Genomic DNA, 21,761 nt, shown 5'->3' with positions numbered 1-21,761 from the left:
TCAACCGCGGTAATGCATTAAAATATGTTGCGACACTTCTGCCGCAGTCAGTCCCGTTGTATCGACCGTGTAATGCGCGAACAGGTAAGCATCATGGCGGTCTTCCATAATCCGTCTAACCCGTTCTTCTGCATTGCCGGCGAGCAGCGGACGATTCTGATCTCCACTAACGCGGGCAATAATCTCTTCTTCTGTTGCCGTCAGCGCAACCACATGCCCTTTACTCAGCATTAACGCTGTATTCCCCGGCGCCAATACTGCGCCCCCACCTGTGGATATTAATTTATTCTCGGACTCTAGCATACGTTTTAAAACCGCTGTTTCCACGCTTCGAAAGTATTCCTCGCCATCTTCTGCGAAGATTTCCGCAATGCTTCTGCCTTCAGTTTCAGTAATGACATGATCTAAATCAACCAGCTCATAGCCTAGTTCCCTAGCTAAAATAGCACCTACTGTTGACTTCCCTGTTGCCATCATCCCTACTAAAATAATGTTCTTATTTCTTTGCTCTTCGTTCAACTTTTTATATTCTTCTGTATCCCCAGTCATGTCTATCCTCCAACCGCGATATTTGTCATATCATAACACAGGGTCAAAACATTAGACAATCTGCTTCACATAGTAAATACACATCAAATTTTCAATAAAAAAGGCCCGAAAGCCTCCCATTTCTGGTGAAGCAATTCGGGCCACTTTTTTTGAAAATATAAGAAAGTATAAGTTTCACGTTATACATTATCCTTATATTTCTCGCATAAACGCTTACCGTCCTTTAGGGACACCGAAGGCGTTTTTGCTTATACCGTAACAAACTAGATTATTCTGCTGACATCCAGTTGTGGTGGAATACGCCTTCTTTGTCTACACGTTTGAACGTGTGAGCGCCGAAGTAATCGCGTTGAGCCTGTAGCAGGTTCGCAGGCAGTCTTTCTGTACGATAGCTATCATAGTAAGCCAATGCGCTGGAGAAACCAGGTACTGGAACACCCATCGTTACAGCTGAAGCAATAACTTTACGCCATGCGGATTGGTAATTGTCCATAACATCCTTGAAGAAAGGATCAAGCAATAGGTTCTTAAGATCTGCATTGTTCTCGTAAGCATCTGTGATGTTTTGTAGGAAACGGGAACGGATAATGCAGCCTCCACGCCAAATTTTAGCCAACTCGCCATATTTCAGATCCCAACCGTATTCGTCGGAAGCTACGCGCAGTTGAGCGAAACCTTGAGCATAGGATACGATTTTACTTGCGAACAATGCTTTACGCACGTTCTCGATGAATTCAGCTTTGTCGCCATCAAATGGCGTAGTTTCTGGTCCGTTAAGCACTTTGCTTGCTTCTACGCGCTCATCCTTCATTGCAGACAAGAAGCGTGAGAATACGGATTCAGTGATCATGGACAAAGGTACGCCAAGATCCAGTGAGCTTTGGCTTGTCCATTTACCAGTTCCCTTTTGGCCAGCGGAATCAAGGATCACGTCAACCATTGGTTTACCAGTTTCTTCGTCATACTGAGCAAAAATATCTGTAGTAATCTCGATCAGGTAGCTGTCGAGCTCACCGCTATTCCACTCTTTGAAAATGTTGTGAAGTTCTTTTGCATCCAGACCTAGTACGTCTTTGAGCAGCTGATAAGCTTCACAGATCAATTGCATATCACCATATTCGATACCGTTGTGCACCATTTTAACATAGTGTCCCGCACCGTCTGGTCCGATATATGTACAGCAAGGCTCACCGTTAACTTTAGCTGAGATTGCAGTTAGGATTGGTTCTACTAGCTTATACGCGCTTTCTTGACCGCCAGGCATAATGGAAGGACCTTTAAGAGCTCCTTCTTCACCGCCAGAAACCCCAGTTCCGACAAAGCGGAAGCCTTTTTCTTCCAGATATTTACTGCGGCGAACCGTATCAGGGAAATAAGCATTTCCTCCGTCGATAATAATGTCGCCTTGATCAAGATGCGGCAACAGTTGCTCGATGGTAGCATCAGTAGCTTTACCAGCTTGAACCATGATCAGAATTTTGCGCGGTGTTTCCAGCGAAGCTACAAATTCCTCAACGGAAAATGTGCCTACGAGGTTTTTACCTTCCGCCTCAGTAAGAAGATCATGTGTCTTCTCCGGTGAGCGGTTAAACACGGATACGGAAAAACCTTTGCTTTCGATATTTAGAGCCAAATTCTTGCCCATTACCGCCAAGCCAATAACGCCGATTTGTTGTTTTGCCATCTGGTCCTCCACCCTTTGCACCCTATATTTTTGGGAAATCCATTTCTCGCAGTATAAGAATACCACCCTTTATCAGAGACAGCAAAGCCTGCCCTGCGAAGAGAGATCAAATTCATTGACATAACCATTGCCAACCTGAAAATGATCACAATGACTATTTTAACGTTTTTAGCGCCAGAAGTGAACCCCTGTCTGCAAGTTCTCACACAAATCTAAGACACCCCGAAGTTCGGGGTGCCCCTAAGCAACATTTGCCCGACACTTTGTTTACCATTCTAACGTATACAATTCCTTCGTCAAAAAAGTAAGCTGAGCTCGGCATTTGTCCGCGCGAACCGTATCCTCTGCCTTAAGTGCATCATTTAATCGATCCAGCTGCTCATCCACTTCAATTCTACGCTGGCGAATCCGCTCTTCCCCTTCAACAGAATAATAGAGCTTGGTCAGCTCCTCATCGGTGAGCATAGGACCCTTCTGGTATAAGACCCGCTGCTGATAACCCGAGATTTCGACAAGACGTATCACTTCGCCGAACAAAATATTTTCAATAATAATCTGACGGTCTCGGAAACGTTTTACAATGGCATGGCCCCGCATGTCCCCAATTAATTTCTCCATCCATTCAGACAAGCGAGCATCACGAATCATATAGTCACCCACGAGTTTATAGCCGTCTTTGATCCTTTGAAAACGTAATTTCACCAATTTACGGCCGGTACGGACTGAAATTACAAAGACCTGATCGTTCTCGCTCCAATATAGGGAATAACCTTTTTGAATCAAATCCTTGATCAGGTCCTGGATATGCTGTCTGTCGAAACGCAGCTCCAGGTTACAATACTCCACCTCGTCGTTTTTGTTCACGGCACTCCCCCCTAACTGCTTCACATCTGCAAAGTCAACACCATTCGTTCCATTTCAGAGTATTTATGGCTGCCGGACCTCTTCAAGTAAGCATTACTTTTTGCGTTCGTCTTAGTCTTATTTTATACTTCAGTTTATGTAGCGGTAACTTGGTTTATTGACTATTTTTACCCCCAACAGACATTCTCCAAACGCTAATCGGAATTTTTTATTCCTTTCGGTCCTTTTGGGGCATTATCATTCACAAAATATCGTTTAACGCTATACCGAATGTCTTTTAATTTCTAAAAAAAGCCGCTGACAACCTAATTCTCAGGTGTCAGCGGCTTTTCACATTTCAGATCAACTAGGTTTAAATTTCAGCTTCGTTCTGTGCACAATGAGCAAATGCAGCCCGAAGAGCATCAGCATTACAATTGCACTTACTAGGAACGGGACGCCATGACCTACATGGTCCCATAGTCTCCCTGATAGTACCGGACCTGCCACCATCCCAGAGCCTTGCAGCGTCAAGAATAGCCCCCATACAGTCCCTCGTTCCCCCTTAGGGACTTGCTTGGCTAGAAAGGCATTCCAAGCCGGGAGAATAAGCGCGTAGCTTATACCGACCAAAGCCACCGCGATAAAGGCAAGCGGTAGCCAGCGGACCTGTGAGAACAGAGCAAGGGAAAAGGCCGCGAGCAAAAAGCCGATATTCAGAAACACAGTTGTTCCAATTCGGTCCACCAGCTTACCAGCTGGAATCAGAGCAAGCACCGTAATCCCCCCACCTGCAATCAGAAGAAGACTAAACTGATTTGGACTAACATGAAGCTCTGTGCGAGCAAACAAAGTAACTACAGGGGTCATCAAGCCAATGGCAAAAGCCTGAAGAAATAAAGCAGGATATAACCATCGACTGACCTTAAGCGTCGTCTTAACCTGATGCAGTGTTCTTTTTATACTTTCTAACGGACTAATCTTTTTACGCTCAATGACTCCACCGAGCCCCTGCATGTCCCTTACAACGGCATGAGTTCCACTTGGCGAGATTCTCTTAGGTAGAAATAGGGCCACCACAACTACAACAGCTGCACAACCTAACAGGACCAAAAAGGCTACACGATAGCTTTGTCCTCCATGATCCATCAAAAAATTCACTACGATCGGACCGATTCCCGTACCTGCCAGCGAGGCCATCTCGACAGCACCCATAGCTGCCCCGCTGCTGCCGCTTTTAGTAGATCCCGCCAATTCGGTGATCCCTGTCATCACACAAGGCCAAAGCGGGGACGTCCCGATCCCAAGAATAAGACAAGCAATCGATAACGTAACTGCTGTTTTAGCATATATTATCATGCCAACAGCTACTAGGATCAACAATAAGGCACTTGTCATGGTCCAGCGAAATCCTATACGCTCCATAACCCAGCCAGAAGGACTGCGGAATAGATTATCACCCAAATACTGGAGTGCAAAGGCAAAACCTACTACCGTCACAGATAGACCCAAAATATTCTCCATATACACGGGTAACAAAGCGACAAGAAGCGACCCTTTCACAAATTCAACTAAAAAAATAATTACCCACATCTCCATAATAAATGGTGATGTCAGACTGATATGTGTACGTTGCACGGCTTTCGTGGACATTCTATCACATCCAAATCCTAGTATTCTGTAGATTGTTTTGTTATACTGATGCTTGCCTTAAATTTTAATATTCGCGAAAGGTTGTGACAGCATTAAATGAATCAACACCGTACTCCCCTCTTCACAGCTTTAAAAAAGCATGCCGCCGGCAATCCCGTTCAATTTCATATTCCGGGGCATAAGAAGGGGCTAGGAACCGATGCCGAATTCCGTGAGTTTATCGGCGATAACGCTCTATCCATCGATCTAATCAACATCGCACCGCTTGATGATCTACATCAGCCCACTGGCGTAATCCAGGAGGCTCAGAAGCTGGCTGCGAAGGCTTTCGGCGCCGACTATACGTATTTTAGCGTACAGGGCACGAGCAATGCCATCATGACGATGATCCTCTCTGTCTGCTCACCGGGTGATAAAATAATTGTGCCGCGTAACATTCATAAATCTGTAATGTCGGCCATTATCTTCTCCGGAGCCAAGCCTGTGTTTGTCTCGCCTGTTCAGGATGAGAATCTCGGGATAGATCACGGCATAACGACCAGTTCGCTGGAACGAGCGTTAAGGCGTCATCCAGACGCCAAAGGAGTTCTAGTAATCAATCCCACGTACTTCGGTGTATGCGCCGACCTGCGTTCGATTGTCGACCTGGCTCACCGTTACGGTGTACCCGTATTGGTGGACGAGGCACATGGAGTACTGATTCATTTTCACGAGGATCTGCCGGTATCGGCCATGCAGGCCGGAGCGGACATAGCTGCCACAAGTGTGCATAAACTTGGCGGCTCCATGACGCAAAGCTCGGTACTGAATCTAAATGCTAAGACGGGTCTGATTAACCCGCAACGGGTACAGACCATTATGAGCATGCTGACTACAACATCCACCTCATATATTTTATTAGCGTCCTTGGATACATCAAGACGTAATCTCGCGCTGAACGGTCATGAAATGGCGGAAAGAACCATTCGATTGTCCAACTATGCACGCGAAACGATTAATACGATCGAAGGCCTGTACAGCTTTGGAAAAGAAATACTTGGGACAGAAGCCACATTTGATCATGACCCAACTAAGCTCAACATTCATGTGCGCCATTTAGGGATCACAGGATACGAAACCGAAAACTGGTTGCGCGAGAAGTACAACATCGAAGTAGAACTAAGCGACATGTATAATATTCTTTGCCTTATTACCCCAGGTGATACCCAAGAATCAGTAGATAAATTATTAGCTGCACTTCGGGTGTTGTCCGCTATTCATTATAGCAAGGGTGAAATTTACGAGCTTAAGGTTCAGGTTCCAGAAATTCCGCAGCTTGCTCTGATTCCAAGAGACGCTTTTTATGCGGATACGCAGTTAGTTCCATTCCGTGAATCTGCTGGCTACATTATTGCAGAATTTATATATGTATATCCGCCGGGAATTCCTATTCTTCTCCCTGGCGAAGTAATCACACAGGATAACATCGATTATATTATTGACCATGTGGAGATCGGCCTTCCGGTTAAAGGTCCTGAAGACCGCAGCATCACTAACATAAAAGTGATTGTTGAAGCCGATCCTATATCCTAAGATCCATCATTTTCCTAAAAAACTTCATTCATTTATACAAAAACCCGATACCATAATAAGTATCGGGTTTCTGTATATAAACATCAACTGTCATATACACAATAGAACAGCTTAATTTAGTCGCTAAAATCTATTCTTGCTGAGCAAGCAGATTGTTGTAAGCTTCTTCAACAGCTTTCCATTCTTCTTCATCTTCGATATTGTACAATACCATTTCTTCGTCTTCTTCTTCCATACGCAGAATAATGCCGTCTGCTTCTGGATTCTCGCGCTCTAACAACAGAGCGTATAATTTCTCGCCTATGTCGAACGTTTCTACAAGCACCATTTCTACATCTTCGCCCTGCTCGTTCGTCAAGGTCAGCACAAACTCCTCGTGCTCATGGTCGTGATCATGCCCGCAACCGCATGCTTCACCATGCTCATGTTTGTGATCGCTCATTGTAATACCTCACTTTGAATTGTATTATCCTACATCTGGTATCGTACCACGTTAGATTAGTTCAGGTCAATTTAGAACACTCAATTGAGTGCCGTAATTACCTTCTCTGACACAAGAACATAATCTGCATTTTTCGAAGATTTCATATAAAAGCCCACCCGATATTTCCCGGTTTCTTTAAAATCATACGTAAACTCCGAGGTTGGAAACCAGAAATTATCCTTCTTCGAGCCTTCAAGCTCCTGCGACTGAATATCCTTAACATTACCAGATGGATCCGTTATGGCTACTTTCACAGCTGAAACTTCTTCTGTTAAGCTATCTACTTGGGTTAATATCTTAATCTTGAGCTTGCCAACGTTGACGTTACCAAAGACCGTATTATCCTTAAAAAGAACAATATGAACATTAGGCTTAAGAATCGAGACTTTCCCAGAACCATCCCAACTAACAAGCCCGCCTGCTTCTCTAGCGGGAATATACGTTTTCCCATCAATTAAATAACCGCCGTCCACAATTTCCTTCCCGTTGTTCCAAACCCTGATTTTCTGGTTAACGGAATCGGCGAACAATAATGAACCGCCCATTAAGGAAAAAGCAAACACGCATAAAGTGATTTTTTTCCATCTATTCATTTGAAACCCTCCAAATAATTCATACTGTTAATGTATACTTACTTTGTCTCAGCAAGTTGCGCTAATTGTAGGTAAATATTTCATTCATCTTGCGAAAAATGATATTATGGATTTGTTCAAAGTTGATATATTTAGCTATCAGTGATTTCAGGAGGGTACTTTCTTATGAGTCTGAGCCTACAAATGCTAGGAACCGGCAATGCTTTTGCAAAAAACTATTTTAACAACAATGGCTTGCTACTAGCGGATAATTATACCCTACTGATTGATTGCGGGATTACAGCTCCGCTTGCCATGCATACCATTGAAAAATCTTTCCGTGACGTAAATGCTACTCTAATTACGCATATTCATGCGGATCATGTTGGAGGTCTGGAAGAGCTAGCGCTAACCCTAAAACACGTCTACGGGGAAAAGATGAGATTACTTTTGCCTGAGACGCTTGTTGAGCCTCTATGGAACAACACATTAAAGGGTGGATTATATCAACAAGATGCAGTAGCTTCTCTTACCGATATCTTCGAGGTTACAACTATGAAACCCGGAATTACGTACAAGCTTGCTCCTTCTCTTTCGCTCGAGATCATACATACACCGCATATTCCCGGTAAAGATAGCTATTCTCTTTTAATAAATAACGAGATTTTCTACAGTGCGGATATGACTTTTCAACCGGATCTACTTATAAACCTTGTGCGTGAGCGCGACATCCGAATGATTCTGCATGACTGTCAGCTTGGTGGATCAGGCGTTGTTCACACCACGCTGGAGGAGTTATTGTCTTTACCCGAGGATGTTCGACGTATCATCAAGCTCATGCATTACAGTGATGAACAACCGCAATTCGTCGGACTTACAGGAGAGATGGAGTTTATAGAGCAGCATCTAATTTATAAACTTTGACTATTATATAAAAAAAGACCGTACATTGACGTCCAAGGACGTTAGTACGGTCTTTACCTTTTGAACTATGAGAATGTCGGAAGATTATCCAAATTGTTGGTTGGATCCCCATCCGCGTCGCCGCGAATATAAGTCTCCCCGTCTTTACCTTTAAAAGCATTCACTCCGGCAATATTTCCGGCCTGTACTTCTTGAAGCGCTTGATCATACGCCAAGACACGTCCTGTGGAGGTCTGGAAACTGGTTAGATCTCCATCTCCATTTTTCTGTACGGCTACGAAACTTTCGCGTTCGTTATTTGGCACTTTAGTTCGCCCCTTGCAGTAGAATTTGCCATCATAAGGCACATCCTAGCTTGCTTCATGGAACGGTAAATTATGTGCGCTAATTTTAAAGAGTTTTCTGCATCCGTACATGTAGAATGCCTGCGTCATAAAAAGGTTCCGTAGAAATCACTTCATATCCTAGCTTCTTGTAGAAATTCTCAGCTTGACATTGTGCATCAAGAATCGAAGCTTCCAGTCCAAGTTCCCGAGCAAGCTCTTCCATAGCCAGCAACAGAACACGTCCATATCCTTTAACTCGATAATCTTTCAGCACGGCGATACGCTGCATTTTGGCTGTACCTGCTTTGTAGTAAATCAATCTTCCTGTAGCGACAGGCACTCCTTCATCTATAATCAGAATATGGTGCGCATTCGGACCGATAACATCGTATTCATCAATTTCTTCCTCAACCGGTACCATTTGTTCCTCTACAAATACTTTAGTACGAATATCCAGCCCCATCCGAAGCTGTTCCTCTGTAGTAACCCGTAAGATTTCTGCCGCCATGTTAGTCGCAAACTCCTCTCTCTATGTATCCAACGATAGTTGTCTATTATATAAAAATTTGACTAGAAAGAAAAGCCTGAGCATGAGAAACCGTCTTCTGTCTCTGCTCTAATCTACAGTATAGACTTCTTCAGGAATCGAACGATTGTATGTGTCTTGCATCACTGGCGATAATGGAGGGTACTGACCTTTAGGTTTTCCATCTAGATTCGTCATCTCATTGATTTCCATGACTTTTGTTGGCTTGGTCTCGGAGCAACCTACCAAAACCATCAGTAACAACAGACAAACGCCGACTTCCCATTTCATAATTTTAGGCATGGTCATACTCCTTTCACCGTTCAACTGCGGTTATTCTCTTTACAGCTTTGACGGTTCAAGAGTTTTATAAACCATTGGAGAACTTCATTCCCTGATTCTAATCCTTAAAGATTCACATTTCCAATGACATGAACCATGTACATCATCCCTGCCAGAAAACCAGCTAATACAAAATAAGCGATGCCATATTTCCAGCGTGAGCTGGCTGGCACATCGTAATACTTATCATTCTCGTAGACCGTATAGCTAATATCGCAATTCATCTTAAGATGCATCCCATTCTCTAGGGTCACAGGCTCCAGCTGCGAGATACGCACCTTTTCAATTATGCATTGCTGAGGAAGTGCAGCTCTACCAATGTAGTTTAGTTGATCCCATCGCACCCCTACATACTGCTGTCTTTCCAAATCACTGTAGGTGGTAAAAGGTAAATCTCTTCTATGCTCTGGCCCTGGAATCATGTAGCCTGCATCTCTAAGTGGCTCTACTGGAATTAAGAAACCCTTCGTTACAGAATAAATACGATTGTTAGAACGTCTCTTAACATATTTGTTATACAGATCGTAAGCAAATAATGCCCAAATAATAAAGAATAAGATCGAACGCATATATATGATGATGCCCAAACCGCCCACGAGTCCCACAAGCCACAGCCAACGCGTAACCGCAGTAGCAATACGGCCACCGTCAAGCGGATGAATCGGCAGCAGGTTGATCAGATTAAGCAAAAAACCTATATAAGCCAAGGAATAGAGTAGCGGACTATCCATGTAATTAGCGGCCCCAAAAACGGCAGTAGCCCCAATGGTTCCTAAAATCGGACCTCCAAAAGCAATATAAGCTTCCGTCTTCGCATCCAGCGGCTGTTTTTTCATTGTGATTAAAGCTCCCAAAAATGGTATAAACAGTGGAGCGCTAACTGGAAGCCCAATTCGTTTAGCTGCTATTACATGCCCTAATTCATGGACTAGCAAGAGCAGAACAAAACCCACGGCAAACCCCCACGGATATATCAACGCATACGCCCATATCGAAATTATCATCGAAATTAGCGGCCCGGCTATTTTACCTATTTTCAGAAGGGACAAAATCGCCTTTCCTTTAAACAGGAGCATCGCCGCCCCGCCCCCCAACCATTTCCATGGCGTGGAAGAATCCTTTTTCTGCTCATTTTGCGGCAAGATCTCAAGCTCCTTTTTCTTTCAATTTTTATCCAACGGCTGTACATTACTATCCATTTTATCATAAGCGCTTAAGGAGTATTTCCATAAAAAAGCATTTGGCTAAATATACGGCGCAACTTTTAGAATCGTTTCAGCGTCAAACAAACAGATAATGGATAATTTTTACTCTTTTTAAAAGAAAGGGCTGACTAATATGAACTCTACATACTTAAAATCATTGCTATCAGCTGTAATGCTCTCTATTCTTCTTCTCCCTACTTCAGCATCAGCAACTACTCTGCAATCTAATTCCGAGCACCAGACTGTCTCACTCGCCTCTGCGTCGAACTCTTCGCAGGTTTACTATCAATTCGGTATTCCTGGTGGAACCATAGGAGGTCCGGCGGTACTCAAAAATGGCGTAATCTACTTAGATGTTCGAGGGATCGCTGAGAATGCGGGTCTGAAGATGGAATGGGATAAGTCCGGCAAACGCGCATTATTCAAAGGCTGGGCCAAAAGCTTCGCGGTTCGAGTTGGAAGTCAAAATGGTGTTCTTGACGGGAAAACCGTAGCTCTAGGCGGTTCCCCTTTTAAATCTAAAGAAGACGGCATATATGTACCCGCTCGCTTCATCGTTAAAGCATTCGAAGGTAGTAATCTCCATCTGGATCCCAAAACTAATACATTATTAGCGAGCGATCTAAAAACCTACAACGTATTTACAGAAACCTATGGCGGGCGTACTTATACGCTCATTAAAGCTAATGGAGACTTATATGTCTCTCAGGGCAAGGATAAAGTACTTCTTCTCACCTCACTTCAAACTAGTTTTGACTGGGCAGGAATGCAGATTGATAAAACACCGGGTGGACTGCTTGTCATTACGATTACTGACTCTTTTGGAGAACCCCATATCAATACACGCGTTGTCACTCTCGTATTCAAGAATGGCGCGTTACTACGCAAGGCTACTTTCGCCTACCAGTTCAGAGGAGATGCAGTTCTCAAACCGTTTGACGACAATCTGCTATTGCATGATGGCAACACCCTACGATTCGTATAGGATGGCACGGGTAATATAACAGCTACTTTAGATCTTTTGAAATTGGGAGGCACAGAAGAAGATGCTTACTATATAGAAGGCATTGATAACGATATCCTTCTTCTCCGTGGTAATCAAAAAGGATTGCTTACCTTAATCGACCGCAAAACAGGCGAGCGAACGCTTTTGTACAAGGAGCTGCTTACTGCAAAGGATCAGGAGTACGCAGAAAATAACGATGTTCCTTACAAAGGAGATACTTTGAAGTTCGTGAAACGGAGTGGCGATAAGCTGTATTTTTTAAATGACTCCCCGCTTACGGGTAAGAAAGACTTGATCTATACGATGGGACAGTGATTCCGCTTCGTTATTAACCTCCTCACACAAAATAGCCCGAATTTTATGGTTGCCCTCTAGGCTAACGCCGTGAACGTTATAGGCTACGGACCATAGACTGTTATCAGGGTTATTCAATTGAGGAGGTTATTCATGGATACAAATGCAAATTTACATCAACAGGTCAGTTGGAATTGTATGAACAAGTACGTTGGTATTACAACGACTGACGGTCAGTCCTTCGATGGCTTTATTGCCCATGTAGATCAAAACTATGTTACTCTAGCGGTTCCCAGCAACGAAATGATAGAACGTTTAAACGGAATGCCTACACACGAATCGGCGTATAGACAATTCGGCTTTCGGCCTGGCTTTTTTCCAAGACGCCGCTTCTTTCCACGACGCATCCCTTTTTTCGGAATAAGCGATATATTTCTACTCCCGTTCTTTATCTGAGACGGTGCGAGGGGATGTCAGGGGCATCCCCTTTTCTTATTATTTTAAAGACTATGTAAACTATCATCCCTATAGATTGTAAAAAAAGAATTGCCTTCCTACTCTATCGTATGGTATTATGAAATTCGTCGCAGGACGGTAGCTCAGCGGGAGAGCACTATCTTGACAGGGTAGGGGTCATGGGTTCGAACCCCATCCGTCCTATACTGAAAAAGCCTTATTATATAAGGCTTTTTCTTTTGTTTAGGGATAATTAGGTTTTGAGTGAAATACGAATTGGTACCATTATGGCACCCTGTAGTAGACTAAAGCAAAAGTGGTGCCTTAATCGGCACCACTTTCTTTATCCCTATAACCATTTAAGAAATATATCTTTTGAGACTTTTATCATCTTTCCGACCCGCACGATATGAATTTGAGCTGAGTTTAATAGTTCATATGTTTGACGTTCACCTATACCAAGTATTTGTTGGATTTCCTTCGCTGTGAGTACAGAGGGATAATCAGAAGTAGTCTTATATATTGGTTCAATCACCCTTCACTTCCTCATGAGTAATATAATCATACTCTGTTGTCATATATCGTTCTTTAATCAAGAACCCTTCCATCTTAGGCATGCGATTCACCACTTGTTCTATCCGTCCTCAAAAGTTATTGCGGTATGCTTGAGTATCTACATTATGAATAGCTATGTTGGAGATTTGATCAGTTGTAACTCCAGTAAATTCTTTTGGGGAGTCTGACCAAGCTGCAGTTGTCACTGGCTCTCTCTCCTCAAAAGACAAAAAACTTAAATATCCTATATTTTATCCCCTGCAGCAGCTACCTCCTCCAGAGTGAGTTGATCCTTGTCTTCCAATTCAATCGTACCGTCTGGATTAACCTTGTCTCGTACGCCTTTTCTTGGCTCCTCACGATCTTCTTCATCGCCTTGGCATCCTTCGTGCTCTTACTGAATTCTGTGGTCAATGCCTGTTCTACACCGTCTTACTCAACACAAAAAACCGATCTAGTCATTGTGTTAAGTTCAGGCTTCTTTTCGTCATCGCCCTTTACGTGGAACTGTACAAGCTCCTTTTTGGAGTCCTTCGTTTGTTTATTGAAGTGCGCTGCTATTTGATTTTTCATTTATAATTGCTCCTCTCAAATTTGGGTATTATGAAAAAAGCAACGACTACAGCTAATGCCAGAATCCCAGCAATACAGATTGCAGCCGTATGCATGCTTCTTTCTCTGTTCCAGTCATTATACTTGGACTTTCATCCATTTGATCAATCGCTTTCCCTAAGCACTCCAATTTCTCAAAGTTATTTTTCGCTTCAGTCATTTGCTTGTCTCTAACTTGGTCGGCAATCAACAAGCGCACATCATTATAGCTGTCCTTTAGCTTATCTAAGGTCTCAATAGTATCTTTTAATTTCACTAGGTTCATGAGCTGCCCTCCTTGGGTGCTGGGGTATCTGGGTAAAGGGTGTGTAACAGTTCTTTGATTCGTATCTCTTCACTAAGTTCATTCGGAGTGTTGTCTTCAAGGCTGGTTAATAGGGCTATTACAGCCTCTTTCAACTGTTGCCCCCGTGCTTCTGTTGCGTCTGCGCGGGCTTCTGTTGCTGTCAACTCATCATGAAGACCTCCGCATTTTCATCTTCTTCACTTACTAGAGTATCATGGTATTCAATCAAGTTAATAAGCCACTCTGCCCCTGTATCTTCGTACTGTGCATTAATTAATACTATGAATAATTTTTCCACCATTATATTTTCTGATATAATGTCAAGTATTAAACAAATGAAAGGTAGATTAGATGCTAAAAAGTGAAAATATTATTCTTAGACCATTTATTCTCTCGGATGCTGAGGAATTACTTCTCATGCAAAATAAAAATCGCTCATTTTTTTCAAATTATTCTACGACTCGCTCTGATAACTACTGGTCTTTAGAAGCACAGCAAGAATTAATAGTAAAACGGGAGCAAAATAAACAAAAAGATATCGAATACTATTTTGGTATCTATAAAGACAACTCTCAACTCATTGGCACCATCAGTTTATTCCAAGTTATGCGTGGAGATTTTCAAAGTGCTTTCATTGGATACTTCTTAGATCAAGAACATAATGGAAATGGTTTTGCCACACAATCAGTTAAGTTAATCGTCAATTATGCTTTTAACACCCTTCATTTACACAGAATTGAAGCTGGAGTGCAACCGCACAACATCGGTTCTATAAGAGTTTTAGAAAAAGCAGGTTTTCATAAGGAAGGAATAGCAATGAAAAATGTTAGAATTAACGGTATTTGGGAAGATCATCAGGTGTTAGCTATTATAAATCCTAATGAGTAGGGTTATTAACTCCATTGGACTGATGACTTGTTAAATTAACTCGACTCATATATCAACGCTATGAGTCTTTTTTCTTTGTTTATTGCACAGCATGCGTCAATCCTGCAACGCTGAAGTTCCAGCGTTACCAACGATAGTCCAGACACCATCAGGACAAACATCCAGCAAATCACCTAGACCAATGATCTTATTTTCAACCGCCAGACCTCTTACACACGCCTTGTTCTTAGCTTGTAGAACTAGTGCCATCTCTCCAGTATCTTCGTCTTCAGAACGTCATGCTCCTGAATAAGCTTGCCTGATGATAATTTCAAACATCAAATCCCCTGTAGCCTGATATCCCCACCGTATCATAGTACTGCGCATCATCTAACGAAACCATTCCTCTCAAAAGAAAAAAAGTGCTAGACTGTCGAGGGTATTAAGTGTAGGAGGATAATTTAATAGGTAATCGAATTATCTGTAAATAACAACAAAATCTTTTTATCGGGGTGATGCTATGGAATGCTTGGGATGTAGGATTGCAAATGGAATTGAACCTAATTTGAATATAATATTTGAAAACGAACGAATTACTTGTGTTCTTGATATTGCTCCATTTAATGAAGGGCACACGCTAATCCTTCCCAAAAAACACTACTTGGATATCGATGAAATTGACCAAGAAACGGCTTACAGCATCATGGACGCCTCTAAAATGCTATCAACTGTCTTAAAATGCTTATATAAACCAGACGGTATTAGAGTGAGTCAAGATGGCGGGACATTCAACGATTTAAATCATTATCACATGCATCTCATACCAAGATACGAAGGAGATGGCTTTACTTGGGGTGAACCGTTACATCCAGATGGAGCTGAAAACCGTTTGCCACAAACTAAGGAAAAAATCATTACGGTTTTGAATGAACTATTTAATTGAAGGATCAGCAGTTATTAATGCGTCAGCCCATATCCTATTCCTGAATGCACACAATGAGTGACTTTTCTCCATCATGAGCATTAAACATCTTGCTTGTAATTTTTCCAACTATTGGTGATTTTACTCCCGGCTCAATCTCTATAGGAATAACAATGTTGTCTGAATTCAGAAAAGTAGTTAGTTCAGTCACATCTAACTTATTCATATCGCTATAGCACATTATTGCTTCGCTCTTGCTGTTAGTGAAGATATACGCTACTTGCTCAAAGTCTCCCGCCTCTAGTGAAGCCGATAACTCCTTGATGATTACTCAAGGCGTATCGACAGGGTAGGGGTCATTGGTTCGAACCCCATCCGTCCTATACGAATTACATTGAAGAACTCCACTATCATCCCTCTTATAGCTATTGGGCTCGTTCTTATCTTCTAAAAAAGGGGCATCGTTCTTATACAAAACCGTTTATACAAGAACCTGAAGCGTCGTACTATGCATTTCGGAATAAGGTAATACTACCTACTAATCCCCTTTAAGACATTTTGTATTCCTCTTTAACGTCGTATACGCATCAACTCTCGACATAAAAAGTAGCACAAATGTTCGTATTGAGGTATAATTGTAGTTACTTAAAGCCAAAGGAGTTTTGCCCTATGAGTCAAAGAGTTCCTTATTATGAAATTGCTCCAGATGCTATGAAAATTATGATGGATATGGAGACATACACCAAAAAATCTACAATCAATCGCACCACAAGAGAGCTTATCAAAATTAGAGTCTCTCAAATTAACGGGTGTGCCTTCTGTATAGATATGCATACTAGCGATGCTCGTAAAATGGGTGAAACGGAACAACGCATTTATTGTTTAAATGCTTGGAATGAATGTACCTTTTATACACCTGAAGAGAAGGTTGCTCTTGATTTAGCTGAACATATTACTCTAATCCCTACCAAAAGAGTTCCTGAGGATCTATATAAGCGAGTACGTGAACATTACGACGAGAAACAATATGTTGACCTTGTTCTAATCATCAATCAAATCAACAGCTGGAATAGAATTTCTATCTCAATGGGTAATACAGCAACTGAAAAATAATGACTCTCAATGGACACCTTAGGGTGTTCATTTTTATTTCCCTCTTCAAATATATCCTTGTGAATTCAATACTCCGCTTCTGTTTAGCACATTAAAATCTATTGTGCATTTAATATAGAGAAGCTTAATAGAAAGGGGTAGATCAGAATGGCGACGCGTCAACCTGATTTAGTATTGATCACTTGGAGCAGAAATCCTTTAGTTCGCGGCTCTGCACGTAGAATAATTTCTGTCCGCATCATTGGAAATGCCGAGCCTTGTAGACCTAGCTTGAGACCCAATGGGTTACTTGACACCGCCTTAGCTTGTTTATTAGACAACGATGTTGGTTTTAGAGTGGTGTTTCGTAAAAAAACTTCAAGGATTAGCGGTTATTTGCTGTTACAACGACATTAATATTTTCCAGATGGAAATTAGGTGAGTCCATGAAATTACAAGATGTAAAGGAGAGCTATGATTTAATAGTAAGCTTAGGTATGTCTTGTGCTCCTGCTATAAATATGCAAAGAAATAACTTGAGAAAGTTCTCTATGCCACTTGATTGGATGGTTTCTTATTCATTGGCTGATGTTAATAAACTCTTTAAGAACAGATTTGAAAACTTCATGGGATTAATAAACCTGCAAATACTTGCGGATACACATTTTTTTCTGGAGGATGGATTACCTGTCTATCCTAATGAGAACAAGAATGCTTTAGTACAATCCTATTTTATTCGCGATATATTTTACAACATCATCTCTGTACATGATTTTCCAATCACCATGGGTAAACATTGGTCAACAACCTACCCAACATATAAAGCGAAGCTGGATTTACGAATTAAAAGATTTTGGGACAAGTTAATCAACAGTAAAAAAACCTTATTCATTAGATGGTCTGCCACATATGAACAGGCTGTAGAGCTACAAGCGATTTTGTCTGATATATTAAAGCCGAACGAATTTACTGTTCTTATCCTTAATCCCGTTCGTGAATTAACATCGATACGAGAAATCAAATGGGATATTGATAATGTTTGTGTGTTAGAAGTTCCTGATGATATGAACGATTATGATAGCTGGGATTATATTTTGAAAGATATACAGGTAACGAACGATTAATTTATATCCTTATAAAAAATGACCCTCTCATGGGTCATTTATGTTGATCACTTTGATTCATCAAATGATGAATCATTTCTTGTGCTACAAATACATATGGATGCAGATACAACCTACTGATACTAACAAATATAGCAATACGGTTACTGACTCCAACATCATTTTGACTCCAATGTGATGATGGATTTGCGGGTTCAGGCTCTACAAGATCATACTTTTCCATCAGCCTTTCCTTTGTTCCACTATCCATTACAGCTCCATTTTCTTTATCAGCAAAGACTGCTCCTGATGGAAAACACACTATAATTAGGACAAAGGAAATGATAAGTATTGCCAGTTTCTTTTTACGCATGACACAGCTCCTAGTTCTTTCTATGGTTTACACTAAACTCTAATTTAGTTCCAACTCAAATATTTCTCGGGTAATCGCAGGAAATCTATGTATTCGACAATCTTGATCAGTTGTAGATAATATTCCATGCAAATAATGGGATAAAAAGTATCAAATTCTATAATACTCCTTTCTCTATATAAAAACAAAAGCACCCCACAGCTGAAATTAGTAGGGTACTTTTGTAAGATTCGCTTATATTTACAATATCAATATTCCGCGAGCCTTTTATGGAGTTGGAGTTCCACCGTTAGCATTCAGTGTCTCGCCGCTGACATAGCTCGATTCTTGGCTGGCAAGAAATACATATGCCGGAGCCATCTCTGCAGGCTGTCCCGGACGACCAAGTGGTGTGCTCGCACCGAACTCTTTCAGCACTTCCTCTGGTTGCCCACCCACTACCTGAAGAGGTGTCCACACGGGACCTGGCGCCACTACATTAACTCGAATCCCCTTATGGGCAACTTGCTGAGCGAGTGATTTACTGAATGTATTTATTGCAGCTTTGGTCGTCGCATAGTCCAACAGAATCGGCGAGGGCTTATAGGCTTGAATGGAAGAAGTGTTGATGATGGTGCTACCCGGTTGCATATGCTTCACTGCCGCTTTGCACAGCCAGAACATGGCATACACATTCGTCTTAAATGTATCGTCAAAATGCTTCGTAGTAAGATCAGCGATGTCTGAGACGAATTGCTGCTTGCCCGCAATATTAGCTAATATATCAATCCCACCTAGCTGCTTAACCGCAGTATCGATGAGCTGTTCACAGTATTCCTCATCTTTCAGATCGCCCGGGATGGCGATTGCGGTACGTCCTGCTTCCTGCACCAGCTTGAGAACCTGCTTTGCATCCGCTTCTTCCTCTGGCATGTAGGATAGAACAACATCTGCGCCTTCACGAGCAAAAGCAATCGCAACAGCACGACCTATGCCACTGTCCGCCCCGGTAACAATCGCTTTACGTCCAGTCAGACGTCCGGTGCCTTGATAGGTATCTTCACCTGTATCAGGAACGGGATTCATCTCCTTCTGGAGCCCCGGCTCTTGTTGCTGCTGTTGAAATTCAGGTCCAGCCTTGGTGTACTGAGTGGTAGGATCTTGCATCGTATATTGGTTAGACATCGATCAATTCCTCCTTTTTTAGAAACACGTTTTTTTATTTTTCGAACTCTTTTTTATGTAAACACAACAGTACACCGCTAAACACACCTTATCGAAAGTACAGTCCTGCATATATCCGCAAAAAATACCCCAACCGCCTATTGAGGCAGCTAGGGTATTTCATACTCTATGTATCATTATCATTTAATGGCCTTAAATTTCATCTGACCTGCCTTGCGCCGACTCGTAACGAGTACGGATCTCACGATTTTTAGCGTAGATGTATAAATCTAAGGCCACTATTCCTCTACGTGCCAATTTTACAAGCAGGACGAAAAAGTAGATCCCCAATCCAATAGATATAAGCCAAATTAAAAAGAACATAACACCTACTCCCCCTCCGAAAAAAAGCCCTGTATGTTCCATACGATTTATCATCTCCTTAAGCAATTTTCATTTTTATCAGTCTATATTGCCTAAGCTTAAATAAATATATGGAAACTCACACTGAGCTGGGCACCCTCCATTCAGTCTCACGTATACATTACATAAAGGAGTGATAAATCATGGTTTTTTTATGTTCCTCTTTGTGCTGTAAGCACTGCTTAACATCTTTTTTCCACGATTCGGATGGTACATGAGATATGGTTGGATGGTGAAAGGTAATATTGAGCCGAGTGAGGCTTATTTACTAATGACCCGCGTCAGCAGTATAGTGGCACTTGTTGTCCTATTCTTCTTATGGTCCAGCTTCTAATTTAACCTAACGCTTTTAGCACATCCTCAATCTTGCGCTGATGCGACAATACACCATAATTCATCCAAGCCATGAAATCCACCTCATATACGCAGCCGTTACGCACAGCAGGCAAGCTGCGCCAGAGTTGTGTATCCAGCAGTTCCCGTCCTCCTCCTTCAAGCCGATCAAAAGTAATGAACAAATGATCCGCAGTCAGATTTGCAAGCTCTTCTTTTGTCAGGTTTACCCGATTCTTTCCACGGGTCAACTTCCGAACCAAGCTATGGGGCTGCAAACCCAAATCATGATGAAGCACGCTTCCTGTATACCCCAAATGCTCACATCCATAGAGAGTGATTCCGTAGACTGAGATTCTTAAACAAGCTACGGTCTGACTATGGACGTAACGGGTAAGTAACTGCTTGGCTTGCTGTGCCTGATGCTCATAATTGCCGATCACTTCCTGGACACGTTCCGTTCTGCCAAAGACCGCTGCTGCGGAATACAATGTGGCACGCCAATCCTCTTGATGAACAGGTAGCTTGAACAACGGAGCGATCCGGCTGCACTCCTCCAGATGCCAACGATGAAAGCCATTATCCAGCAAGATCAATTCGGGCGTATACTGGGAGAGCTCCTGCCAATTACGAGTCGAAATATCTACCTCAGGCACATTGTGGAGAGCCAGGTACTCTTGTTTCCCCCACTCGGCGTGAGAATATTGCGCAACAGGCGTAATATCCAGAGCCAATAGATAATCTTCCAGAAAAGGAGCAAACACCCTCAATCCCTCCTGATGGAAGCTTCTGTATTGACCTGGAGTAACACCAACCGATTTTTTAAAACGCCGATTAAAATAATACTCATTACTGTATCCGACTGATAACGCGATATCATGCATACGGTCATTCGTTAGCAGTAGCTGCTGCTGCGCTCTTTCAATACGAAGCCCGTTTAAATGCTCCAAGGGAATCCGCCCTGTCACTTCTTTAAAAGTTTGTGTGTAGCGAGCACGTGTAATGCCTGCAACTTCAGCCAAGTGATCAACGGTTACGGCTTGGTTATAATGCTCCTCCATATAGTGAATGGAACGCTGTATGGCCTCATGATCAGCTGTGATCTGAACGACAGAGGAATTTGCACGCATGATTAGCAGTAGCAGCTCCTGAAAGCGCGTATGGCCTGCGAACCATTCGATCTCATCTGCGCTTCTACGGCTATGACAGATAGCCTCTAGCAGTAATTTACATTGTGAAAAGGGTTTACAGCTTAGCAAACCAGATCGAAGGATGTCCTCTTTAGTCCTTCCTTCTATTTCACTCTGCCTGTTTTCCCCGGTTTCGATGATTTCAAAAGTAAGCCGATAAAAGCTAAGTCCACGCTCTTCGGCATGGATTTTGCTTAATAGCCCTGGTTCGAATAAGAACCCCGCACCTTTTTCCAGTGGATACTGCCTCATCTCAGCCTCAACAAACCCCTGTCCTTCCGATACAATGAGTAGGGTGTGATCCTGAAGCACCTCACTCTGTCCGCTTCCTGACAGGGATTGGGTTTCTATATTTATCAAACTATAGAATAGCTTCCTTCTATTACTCTCTTGCAAATCTTTTGCCATTCTCCCACCCCCAATTGA

Annotated in this window: 28 protein-coding genes and 1 tRNA gene; 10 read left to right on the top strand and 19 right to left on the bottom strand. The window is 42.3% G+C overall.

Features of this window, described 5'->3' with window-relative positions:
• The 4 genes from ACN6MV_RS12185 to ACN6MV_RS12170 all read right to left on the bottom strand — a co-directional run bounded on the left by ACN6MV_RS12185 (position 1) and on the right by ACN6MV_RS12170 (position 4,729).
• Entirely contained in the window at positions 1–549 is a 549-nt protein-coding gene (locus ACN6MV_RS12185; protein ID WP_042126797.1) for a shikimate kinase, read from the bottom strand.
• Between the two features lie 268 nt (positions 550–817).
• Complete coding sequence (gene gndA / locus ACN6MV_RS12180) at positions 818–2,233, bottom strand: NADP-dependent phosphogluconate dehydrogenase (protein WP_042126795.1); 1,416 nt, start codon at positions 2,231–2,233, stop codon at positions 818–820.
• Positions 2,234–2,500: 267 nt separating this feature from the next.
• Positions 2,501–3,097, bottom strand: coding sequence for a hypothetical protein (locus ACN6MV_RS12175; protein ID WP_042126793.1), 597 nt, complete (start codon positions 3,095–3,097; stop codon positions 2,501–2,503).
• Between the two features lie 342 nt (positions 3,098–3,439).
• Positions 3,440–4,729: an MFS transporter gene (locus ACN6MV_RS12170; RefSeq protein WP_042126791.1), complete on the bottom strand. Its 1,290-nt coding sequence runs from the start codon at positions 4,727–4,729 to the stop codon at positions 3,440–3,442.
• Positions 4,730–4,825: 96 nt separating this feature from the next.
• Here ACN6MV_RS12170 and ACN6MV_RS12165 point away from each other — a divergent pair, with 96 nt between their 5' ends.
• A complete protein-coding gene (locus tag ACN6MV_RS12165; protein WP_042126789.1) occupies positions 4,826–6,301 on the top strand; it encodes an aminotransferase class I/II-fold pyridoxal phosphate-dependent enzyme in 1,476 nt (491 codons plus the stop codon).
• 130 nt (positions 6,302–6,431) lie between these two features.
• On the opposite strand, the gene ACN6MV_RS12160 is transcribed toward ACN6MV_RS12165, so the two are convergent.
• A complete protein-coding gene (locus ACN6MV_RS12160) occupies positions 6,432–6,743 on the bottom strand; it encodes a DUF1292 domain-containing protein (RefSeq protein ID WP_036686118.1) in 312 nt (103 codons plus the stop codon).
• Positions 6,744–6,823: 80 nt separating this feature from the next.
• Positions 6,824–7,378: a hypothetical protein gene (locus ACN6MV_RS12155; RefSeq protein ID WP_042126785.1), complete on the bottom strand. Its 555-nt coding sequence runs from the start codon at positions 7,376–7,378 to the stop codon at positions 6,824–6,826.
• A gap of 165 nt (positions 7,379–7,543) precedes the next feature.
• Between ACN6MV_RS12155 and ACN6MV_RS12150 the strand changes: the two genes are divergently transcribed.
• On the top strand, positions 7,544–8,281 hold the full coding sequence (locus tag ACN6MV_RS12150) for an MBL fold metallo-hydrolase (RefSeq protein ID WP_419886438.1): 738 nt from the start codon (positions 7,544–7,546) through the stop codon (positions 8,279–8,281).
• Between the two features lie 65 nt (positions 8,282–8,346).
• On the opposite strand, the gene ACN6MV_RS12145 is transcribed toward ACN6MV_RS12150, so the two are convergent.
• The 4 genes from ACN6MV_RS12145 to ACN6MV_RS12130 all read right to left on the bottom strand — a co-directional run bounded on the left by ACN6MV_RS12145 (position 8,347) and on the right by ACN6MV_RS12130 (position 10,617).
• Entirely contained in the window at positions 8,347–8,586 is a 240-nt protein-coding gene (locus ACN6MV_RS12145; protein WP_036686113.1) for a DUF3892 domain-containing protein, read from the bottom strand.
• Positions 8,587–8,671: 85 nt separating this feature from the next.
• Positions 8,672–9,115, bottom strand: coding sequence for a GNAT family N-acetyltransferase (locus ACN6MV_RS12140; protein ID WP_042126779.1), 444 nt, complete (start codon positions 9,113–9,115; stop codon positions 8,672–8,674).
• A gap of 108 nt (positions 9,116–9,223) precedes the next feature.
• Complete coding sequence (locus ACN6MV_RS12135; RefSeq protein WP_341112221.1) at positions 9,224–9,436, bottom strand: hypothetical protein; 213 nt, start codon at positions 9,434–9,436, stop codon at positions 9,224–9,226.
• 104 nt (positions 9,437–9,540) lie between these two features.
• Positions 9,541–10,617: a site-2 protease family protein gene (locus ACN6MV_RS12130; protein ID WP_419886437.1), complete on the bottom strand. Its 1,077-nt coding sequence runs from the start codon at positions 10,615–10,617 to the stop codon at positions 9,541–9,543.
• A 196-nt stretch (positions 10,618–10,813) separates the two neighbouring features.
• Between ACN6MV_RS12130 and ACN6MV_RS12125 the strand changes: the two genes are divergently transcribed.
• The 4 genes from ACN6MV_RS12125 (at position 10,814) to ACN6MV_RS12110 (ending at position 12,640) form a co-directional block, all read left to right on the top strand.
• Positions 10,814–11,665, top strand: coding sequence for a copper amine oxidase N-terminal domain-containing protein (locus tag ACN6MV_RS12125; RefSeq protein ID WP_419886436.1), 852 nt, complete (start codon positions 10,814–10,816; stop codon positions 11,663–11,665).
• 42 nt (positions 11,666–11,707) lie between these two features.
• Positions 11,708–12,001 (top strand): hypothetical protein, encoded by a 294-nt coding sequence (locus ACN6MV_RS12120; RefSeq protein ID WP_419886435.1) that lies wholly within the window; start codon positions 11,708–11,710, stop codon positions 11,999–12,001.
• 132 nt (positions 12,002–12,133) lie between these two features.
• Positions 12,134–12,436, top strand: a complete 303-nt coding sequence (locus ACN6MV_RS12115) for a hypothetical protein (RefSeq protein WP_042126772.1) — start codon at positions 12,134–12,136, stop codon at positions 12,434–12,436.
• Between the two features lie 132 nt (positions 12,437–12,568).
• Positions 12,569–12,640: transfer RNA gene (locus ACN6MV_RS12110), tRNA-Val, on the top strand.
• A gap of 145 nt (positions 12,641–12,785) precedes the next feature.
• Here ACN6MV_RS12110 and ACN6MV_RS12105 read toward each other — a convergent pair.
• The 4 genes from ACN6MV_RS12105 to ACN6MV_RS12090 form a co-directional block, all read right to left on the bottom strand.
• The gene (locus ACN6MV_RS12105; protein ID WP_076117716.1) at positions 12,786–12,971 is read right to left on the bottom strand and encodes a helix-turn-helix domain-containing protein; all 186 of its coding nucleotides are present in this window, start codon (positions 12,969–12,971) and stop codon (positions 12,786–12,788) included.
• Between the two features lie 452 nt (positions 12,972–13,423).
• Positions 13,424–13,564 carry a hypothetical protein gene (locus ACN6MV_RS12100; protein WP_156114784.1) on the bottom strand — a complete coding sequence of 47 codons (141 nt, stop codon included), beginning with the start codon at positions 13,562–13,564 and terminating at the stop codon, positions 13,424–13,426.
• A 52-nt stretch (positions 13,565–13,616) separates the two neighbouring features.
• On the bottom strand, positions 13,617–13,868 hold the full coding sequence (locus tag ACN6MV_RS12095; RefSeq protein WP_042126768.1) for a hypothetical protein: 252 nt from the start codon (positions 13,866–13,868) through the stop codon (positions 13,617–13,619).
• Positions 13,865–14,053 carry a hypothetical protein gene (locus ACN6MV_RS12090; RefSeq protein WP_042126766.1) on the bottom strand — a complete coding sequence of 63 codons (189 nt, stop codon included), beginning with the start codon at positions 14,051–14,053 and terminating at the stop codon, positions 13,865–13,867. The genes ACN6MV_RS12095 and ACN6MV_RS12090 overlap by 4 nt, the downstream gene beginning before the upstream one ends.
• Positions 14,054–14,240: 187 nt before the next feature.
• Between ACN6MV_RS12090 and ACN6MV_RS12085 the strand changes: the two genes are divergently transcribed.
• Entirely contained in the window at positions 14,241–14,777 is a 537-nt protein-coding gene (locus ACN6MV_RS12085) for a GNAT family N-acetyltransferase (RefSeq protein WP_419886434.1), read from the top strand.
• Positions 14,778–14,873: 96 nt separating this feature from the next.
• On the opposite strand, the gene ACN6MV_RS12080 is transcribed toward ACN6MV_RS12085, so the two are convergent.
• A complete protein-coding gene (locus ACN6MV_RS12080; RefSeq protein ID WP_156114783.1) occupies positions 14,874–15,026 on the bottom strand; it encodes a hypothetical protein in 153 nt (50 codons plus the stop codon).
• A 250-nt stretch (positions 15,027–15,276) separates the two neighbouring features.
• Here ACN6MV_RS12080 and ACN6MV_RS12075 point away from each other — a divergent pair, with 250 nt between their 5' ends.
• From ACN6MV_RS12075 to ACN6MV_RS12065, 3 genes are all read left to right on the top strand, one after another.
• On the top strand, positions 15,277–15,699 hold the full coding sequence (locus ACN6MV_RS12075; RefSeq protein ID WP_042126762.1) for an HIT family protein: 423 nt from the start codon (positions 15,277–15,279) through the stop codon (positions 15,697–15,699).
• 648 nt (positions 15,700–16,347) lie between these two features.
• A complete protein-coding gene (locus ACN6MV_RS12070) occupies positions 16,348–16,791 on the top strand; it encodes a carboxymuconolactone decarboxylase family protein (RefSeq protein ID WP_042126759.1) in 444 nt (147 codons plus the stop codon).
• Between the two features lie 425 nt (positions 16,792–17,216).
• Positions 17,217–17,894: a DUF1796 family putative cysteine peptidase gene (locus ACN6MV_RS12065; RefSeq protein ID WP_419886433.1), complete on the top strand. Its 678-nt coding sequence runs from the start codon at positions 17,217–17,219 to the stop codon at positions 17,892–17,894.
• A 34-nt stretch (positions 17,895–17,928) separates the two neighbouring features.
• Here ACN6MV_RS12065 and ACN6MV_RS12060 read toward each other — a convergent pair whose 3' ends face one another.
• The 4 genes from ACN6MV_RS12060 to ACN6MV_RS12045 all read right to left on the bottom strand — a co-directional run bounded on the left by ACN6MV_RS12060 (position 17,929) and on the right by ACN6MV_RS12045 (position 21,743).
• The gene (locus ACN6MV_RS12060) at positions 17,929–18,246 is read right to left on the bottom strand and encodes a hypothetical protein (protein WP_419886432.1); all 318 of its coding nucleotides are present in this window, start codon (positions 18,244–18,246) and stop codon (positions 17,929–17,931) included.
• A gap of 267 nt (positions 18,247–18,513) precedes the next feature.
• Positions 18,514–19,410 carry an SDR family oxidoreductase gene (locus ACN6MV_RS12055; RefSeq protein ID WP_042126754.1) on the bottom strand — a complete coding sequence of 299 codons (897 nt, stop codon included), beginning with the start codon at positions 19,408–19,410 and terminating at the stop codon, positions 18,514–18,516.
• A gap of 192 nt (positions 19,411–19,602) precedes the next feature.
• A complete protein-coding gene (locus tag ACN6MV_RS12050) occupies positions 19,603–19,815 on the bottom strand; it encodes a hypothetical protein (RefSeq protein ID WP_042126752.1) in 213 nt (70 codons plus the stop codon).
• 332 nt (positions 19,816–20,147) lie between these two features.
• The gene (locus tag ACN6MV_RS12045) at positions 20,148–21,743 is read right to left on the bottom strand and encodes a helix-turn-helix domain-containing protein (protein WP_419886431.1); all 1,596 of its coding nucleotides are present in this window, start codon (positions 21,741–21,743) and stop codon (positions 20,148–20,150) included.
• Between the last annotated feature and the right edge of the window lie 18 nt (positions 21,744–21,761).

Source organism: Paenibacillus sp. B-A-8, assembly GCF_048572915.1.
Classification (GTDB): domain Bacteria; phylum Bacillota; class Bacilli; order Paenibacillales; family Paenibacillaceae; genus Paenibacillus_AQ.
The sequence above is the reverse complement of the archived record's forward strand: the minus strand, read 5'-3'. Positions and strand labels throughout refer to the sequence as shown.